Source organism: Devosia sp. Root685 (assembly GCF_001427875.1).
Lineage (GTDB): Bacteria > Pseudomonadota > Alphaproteobacteria > Rhizobiales > Devosiaceae > Devosia.
Genome location: NZ_LMHK01000001.1, coordinates 1819390 through 1825642 on the forward strand (window position 1 = coordinate 1819390; position 6253 = coordinate 1825642).

Here is a 6253-nt window from a genome sequence, read left to right on the forward strand (position 1 = left end):
CTTTGCAGAGCAAAGCCTCGAACCACGAGGGTGTGCCCCTATGCTGCGACGCCACGCCCCTTGCAAACCCCGGCGTCATTCCCGCGTAAGCGGGAATCTCCGTTTTCGGCGTCACGAGCTCCCCGCTTTCGCGGGAATGACGCCGCTATGGCACCCCTCCTGCCACCCCCTGACACACCTCACGGTTACCCCTCCTGCGTTCACAGGAGCTTTCTCATGCCATCAGCCCATGTCTTTATCGCCACCAGCCTCGACGGCTTCATCGCCCGCAAGAATGACGACATCGACTGGCTGACGAGCTTTTCGAGCCTTGGCGAAGACCATGGCTACAATGCCCATATCGCCAAGATGGACGGCATCATCATGGGCCGCGGGACCTATGAAAAGGTCGTCACCTTCGACCAATGGTATTACGAAAAACCCGTCCTGGTTCTCAGCCGCAGCCTCGACCCGGCCACCGTTCCCGATCAACTCAAAGGCAAGGTCGAATTCATTGCCGCAACGCCCGAAGAGGCGATGGACCTCGCCGCATCCCGCGGCTGGCAACGCATCTATGCCGATGGCGGAAAACTCATCCAGTCATTCCTCCGCGCCGGCTTTGTCGAAGACCTGATCATCAGCCGCATCCCCATCCTCCTCGGCGACGGTATTTCACTTTTTGGACCATTGGACGAGGATGTCGTCCTTGAGCACCTCAATACCAAATCCTTCCCCTCCGGCCTTGTGCAAGACCACTATCGCGTCAAGCGCTAGGGCTTTCCAGTAGTCCTCATCCTGAGGCGCTTTGCAAAGCAAAGCCTCGAAGGGCGAGGGCGTGGCACGAACCTCCACTCGCCCGCCCTCGTGGTTCGAGGCTGCGCTACGCTGCGCACCTCACCATGAGGCCTCCAGCGCTACCGCGGGCGGCATTGCATCATCAAAGAGCAAATCAAGGCGTATTGGCTTCCTTGGATTTCACCCGATCAAGCCCCAGCCGGTGCTCGCGGAGAATCACAGCGATGCCCGAACCGATGATGATCACCGCGCCAAGAATCATGGTCAGCGTCGGCACGTCGGCGAAGATAAAATAGCCGATGAGAATAGTGAGGATCAGCGACACATATTCAAACGGCGCGATCACCGACATGTCGGCATGGCGATAGGACGAGGTCATCAGCAATTGCCCGATGCCGCCGAAAAAGCCGGCGCCGATCAATAGCGCGGCCTGTTGCGGGGTCGGCCATACCCAGCCAAAGGGCAGTGTCAGCAGCGAGAGCACGCTGGCGCTGATGAAGAAGTAGGTAACGATCGCCTCGGTGCGCTCGGTATGGACGAGATTGCGCACGGCCATCATGGCGAAAGCCGACAATATCGCCGCGAGGAGAGCCGCCAGCGCGCCCACCGCCTCGGCATTGCCGAGCGCCTCACCACCGGAAAAAACCGTCAAGCGCGGCCAGAGGATGATCACCACACCGACAAGGCCGACCACAACCGCGGTCCAGCGAAACAAATGCACGCGCTCATTGAGCAGCACGGCCGAAAAAATAACGATCAGCAACGGGGTCGCATAGGTGATCGCCGTCGCTTCGGGCAGCGGCAGGCGCGTCAGCGCGAAAAACCCGAGACTCATCGAGGCAACGCCGACGAGACCGCGCAGGATATGCCCGACCGGGCGCTTGGTCGCGAATGCATTGCCGAGCCGGCCCTTCCAGGCAAGGAAGGCCAGCACCGGCAGAAGTGCAAAGAAAGATCGGAAGAAGACCATCTGGCCCGAAGGCACGGTCTGGGTCGCCTTCAGCATCGTCGCCATGACGACGAAGAAACAGACCGACACCACCTTGAGCATAATGCCGCGCATCGGGTTTGCCGTGTGCACGGATGGGGCCAAGGTGGGATGGTCGTCGGGGGCGGACATGCTGCTATCCGGCAGGCCTCTTGGGCCGGCTTATTTGGACTGGGTTTTTTCCAGCTTCTCTTTGGCGATCCGCGCGGTCGCGAAGGCCTTGTGCTCGGGACCGACTGCGCTGCCGGTCTTGATGACCTTTTCGCCGTCGAGGATTTCCCAATGCCAGTTGGCATTCGGGCCGCTGCCGCCCTTGAGGCGCAGCTTGATCTGGTAGGAAGATTGTTCGCTCATGTCTCGCCTTATGCAGCACATGCCGCGCGGAAGGAAGCGGAAAGTGGGGCTCGATTGGCGCCCCATTCCCCTTATCGGCTTGCGGTCAGTCTCGATGTTAACAGTCTGCTAACCGCTAGACCTCGGAAACACTCACTTTGACGCGCTCGCCACCGAAGGTGATGAGGTCGCGGATCGGCCCATATTCCCCATCGGCAAAGGGATAATACCAGGCCTCGTCCGGCCCGTCGGCGGTCAGGGTCTTGATCGTATAGTAATGCGCCTCGCCCTTCCCCGGCTCCTCGCGCCGCGTTTCCGAAAGCTCCAGAATGCCGGGATGCACATGATCGAGCGGCACGAAAACCTGCGGCTCCCTGCCCGGCTCTTCTAGCCGTAAGGCATTGATGCTGCTCGCGATTTCGCCATCATCGAAATAGATATGCACGCGTCCGGCAATCGGGCTCACAATGGAAGTCGTCTCGTCGGCGGCCACAGCAGCCTCCTTTGCATGAGGTTCATCTTGCCATGTTAACGCATGAACAAAATCTCCGTTCACCCAACCTTGACTCTCTTGCCGCCGCATCCCTATATCCGGTCACCTTGCTAGCACTCACCCACTTCGAGTGCTAACAGGCTCAGAATTGCACCAGAAATGATGCCAAGAGGAAAAAATCATGGGCTTCCGTCCCCTGCATGACCGCGTGGTCGTCCGTCGCGTCGACAGTGAAGAAAAGACCAAAGGCGGGATCATCATCCCCGACACCGCCAAGGAAAAGCCCTCTGAGGGCGTGATCGTTTCGGTTGGCCCCGGCGCCCGCGACGAGAACGGCAAGATCAATGCTCTCGACGTCAAGGCCGGCGATCGCGTGCTCTTCGGCAAGTGGAGCGGCACTGAGGTGAAGCTCAACGGCGAAGACCTGATCATCATGAAGGAAAGCGACATCATGGGTATCGTCGAGGTCTAAAACCCTCGCGTTTCCAGTCGTTTAACCCATTCTAAGGAGCGCCTCACATGGCTGCTAAAGAAGTAAAATTCTCGACCGACGCCCGCGAAAAAATGCTGCGCGGCGTCAACATCCTCGCCAATGCGGTGAAGGTTACCCTCGGCCCCAAGGGTCGTAACGTCGTGATCGAAAAGTCCTTCGGCGCACCGCGCATCACCAAGGACGGCGTTTCGGTTGCCAAAGAAATCGAACTTGAAGACAAGTTCGAAAACCTCGGCGCCCAGCTCCTCCGTTCGGTCGCTTCCAAGACCAACGACGTTGCCGGTGACGGCACCACCACTGCGACCGTTCTCGGCCAGGCCATCGTTGTCGAAGGCGTCAAGGCTGTTGCCGCCGGCTTCAACCCGATGGATCTGAAGCGCGGTATCGACCTCGCCGTCGCTGAAGTCGTCGCCTCGCTCCAGGCTTCGTCCAAGAAGATCACTTCGTCCTCCGAGGTTGCCCAGGTCGGCACCATTTCGGCAAATGGCGAAACCTCCATCGGCGACATGATCGCCGAAGCCATGCAGAAGGTCGGCAACGAAGGTGTCATTACCGTCGAAGAAGCCAAGACCGCCGAAACCGAACTCGATGTCGTTGAAGGCATGCAGTTCGACCGTGGCTACCTCTCGCCCTACTTCGTCACCAATGCTGAAAAGATGACCGCTGTCCTCGAGGACCCGATCATCCTGCTGCACGAAAAGAAGCTCGGCAATCTGCAGGCTATCCTGCCGATCCTCGAAGCTGTGGTTCAGTCCCAGCGCCCGCTGCTGATCATTGCCGAAGACATCGAAGGTGAGGCTCTCGCGACCCTCGTCGTCAACCGTCTGCGTGGCGGCCTCAAGGTTGCTGCCGTCAAGGCTCCTGGCTTCGGCGATCGCCGCAAGGCAATGCTCGAAGACATCGCCATCCTCACCGGTGGCCAGGTGATCTCCGAAGATCTCGGCATCAAGCTCGAGAACGTGACCCTCGACATGCTCGGCACTGCCAAGCGCGTTGAAATCACCAAGGAAAACACCACCATCGTCGACGGCGCCGGTTCAGCCGAAGACATCCAGGGCCGCGTTGGCCAGATCAAGGCACAGATCGAGGAAACCACCTCGGACTACGACCGCGAGAAGCTGCAGGAACGTCTTGCCAAGCTCGCTGGCGGCGTTGCCGTGATCAAGGTCGGTGGTTCGACCGAAGTGGAAGTCAAGGAACGCAAGGATCGCGTCGACGACGCTCTGAACGCGACCCGCGCTGCCGTTGAAGAAGGCATCGTTCCCGGTGGTGGCGTTGCCCTCCTCCGCGCTTCGGCCAACATCAAGGCCAAGGGCATCAATGCCGACCAGGAAGCTGGTATCGCCATCGTTCGCCGCGCTCTTCAGGAGCCAGTGCGCACGATCGCCAACAATGCCGGTGCCGAAGGCTCCGTCGTCGTGGGCAAGATCCTCGAAAACTCGGCTCCGGCGTTCGGCTACAACGCTGCGACCGGCGAATATGGTGACCTCGTTGCGCTCGGCGTTATCGACCCGGTCAAGGTCGTCCGTCATGCTCTGCAGGATGCCGCTTCGGTTGCATCGCTCCTGATCACCACCGAAGCGATCATCGTCGAAGCCCCCAAGGACGCAGCACCGGCAATGCCGGGCGGCGGCGGCATGGGCGGCATGGGTGGCATGGACTTCTAATTCGCGAAAGCGAATTAGATTCCCCCTTCGCTCACGGGCCGTTTCGCAATTGGCCCGACGCGCTAAAATCCGCGCTGGGCCAATCGCTGCCCTGCGCGGGCGCGGCAGACGACTGCCGGGCGGCCTTGCCGCCTAAAGAACAAAAGGCTTCGAAGCTCGTTTCTTCCCAGTCACGACCTTCGTGGAAAGGCGCTGCGGCAACGCAGCGCCTTTTTTGTTGATGCTATCTCGGGGATGGCAACGACACATGCCGAACCAAAAACAGCCCCCTGCCGAGAGCACACGGCCCACAGCGAGAGCGGCAGCGTCGCTCAATTTGCTAGGCCGTTTCACTGTGAGGCTGACTCTGGGGATTCCAGTTTTTGGTGAGTTGTGATTCAAGATTGATGCTGGATTGGAGGCCAGCATCGATGGCGGCACCTCTTTCGACTGATCTTCGTGAACGTGTTGTGGCTGCGGNAGGCCGTTTCACTGTGAGGCTGACTCTGGGGATTCCAGTTTTTGGTGAGTTGTGATTCAAGATTGATGCTGGATTGGAGGCCAGCATCGATGGCGGCACCTCTTTCGACTGATCTTCGTGAACGTGTTGTGGCTGCGGTTTTGGCCGGGGAGAGTTGCCGAGCGGCGGCGGCCCGGTTTGGTATTTCGGTGTCCTCGGCCATCAAGTGGAGCCGGCGCCATCGGTTGACGGGCTCGGTGGCGCCTAGCCAGATGGGCGGGCATCGCCGTCCGGTTTTGACAGATCACCGGGCCTTTATTTTGGAGCGGATTGCCCAGACCCCGCACCTGACGTTGCACGGTCTCAAAGATGAACTGGCGGCACGCGGGGTGAAGGTGTCACACAATGCGGTGTGGCTGTTCATGAGGCGCGAGGGGCTGAGCTTTAAAAAAAGTCCTGTTCGCGCTTGAGCAGGGCCGTGCCGCCATCGCCCGGCGGCGCGCCCGCTGGAAGAGCATCCAGCCTCATCTTGATCCCAGGCGTCTGGTGTTCATCGACGAGACCTGGATCAAAACCAACATGGCTCCGATCCGGGGCTGGGGCGCAAAGGGCGGGCGGCTGCGCGGCTACGCACCCCATGGTCACTGGCGCACCATGACCTTTGTGGCTGCTCTGCGCTCTGATGGGATCGTCGCTCCCTGTGTCTTCGACGGTCCGATCAACGGCCAGACCTTCCGCGCCTGGATCGACCAGCAACTGCTCGACACAATCGGCCCCGGCGACATCGTGGTGATGGACAATCTGGGCAGCCACAAGGCCGTCGAGATCGGCCGTGCCATCCGCGCCCGAGGCGCCAGACTCTGGTATCTGCCCGCCTACTCCCCCGACCTCAACCCCATCGAGCAGGCCTTCTCAAAGATCAAGCACTGGATGCGCATGGCTCAGCGCCGCACTCTCGAAGACACATGGCGACACATTGGCCATCTCGTACAGGCCATCGAGCCATCTGAGTGCGCAAATTATATCGCCAACGCCGGCTACAGAGCTACCTAAACGTGAAATGCTC

The 6253-nt window shown here is 60.0% G+C and carries 7 protein-coding genes; 4 read left to right on the forward strand and 3 right to left on the reverse strand.

Annotated features, from left to right (window positions below):
• Positions 1-216 precede the first annotated feature (216 nt).
• Positions 217-753: a dihydrofolate reductase family protein gene (locus tag ASD83_RS08700; RefSeq protein WP_056309719.1), complete on the forward strand. Its 537-nt coding sequence runs from the start codon at positions 217-219 to the stop codon at positions 751-753.
• Positions 754-928: 175 nt separating this feature from the next.
• Here ASD83_RS08700 and ASD83_RS08705 read toward each other — a convergent pair whose 3' ends face one another.
• The 3 genes from ASD83_RS08705 to ASD83_RS08715 form a co-directional block, all read right to left on the reverse strand.
• Entirely contained in the window at positions 929-1894 is a 966-nt protein-coding gene (locus tag ASD83_RS08705; protein WP_056309721.1) for a DMT family transporter, read from the reverse strand.
• A gap of 30 nt (positions 1895-1924) precedes the next feature.
• Positions 1925-2116 (reverse strand): hypothetical protein, encoded by a 192-nt coding sequence (locus ASD83_RS08710; RefSeq protein WP_056309722.1) that lies wholly within the window; start codon positions 2114-2116, stop codon positions 1925-1927.
• Between the two features lie 115 nt (positions 2117-2231).
• Complete coding sequence (locus ASD83_RS08715) at positions 2232-2588, reverse strand: DUF427 domain-containing protein (protein ID WP_056309725.1); 357 nt, start codon at positions 2586-2588, stop codon at positions 2232-2234.
• A gap of 181 nt (positions 2589-2769) precedes the next feature.
• Between ASD83_RS08715 and ASD83_RS08720 the strand changes: the two genes are divergently transcribed.
• From ASD83_RS08720 to ASD83_RS20620, 3 genes are all read left to right on the forward strand, one after another.
• Positions 2770-3060, forward strand: a complete 291-nt coding sequence (locus tag ASD83_RS08720) for a co-chaperone GroES (RefSeq protein WP_046144411.1) — start codon at positions 2770-2772, stop codon at positions 3058-3060.
• Positions 3061-3107: 47 nt separating this feature from the next.
• Positions 3108-4748, forward strand: coding sequence for a chaperonin GroEL (gene groL / locus ASD83_RS08725; protein WP_056309727.1), 1641 nt, complete (start codon positions 3108-3110; stop codon positions 4746-4748).
• 549 nt (positions 4749-5297) lie between these two features.
• Positions 5298-6240, forward strand: a protein-coding gene (locus ASD83_RS20620; protein ID WP_156385843.1) for an IS630 family transposase whose coding sequence is annotated in 2 segments (ribosomal slippage) — positions 5298-5642 and positions 5644-6240 — 942 coding nt in all. Because the reading frame shifts where the segments join, the coding sequence is not laid out codon by codon here.
• Positions 6241-6253: the final 13 nt, after the last annotated feature.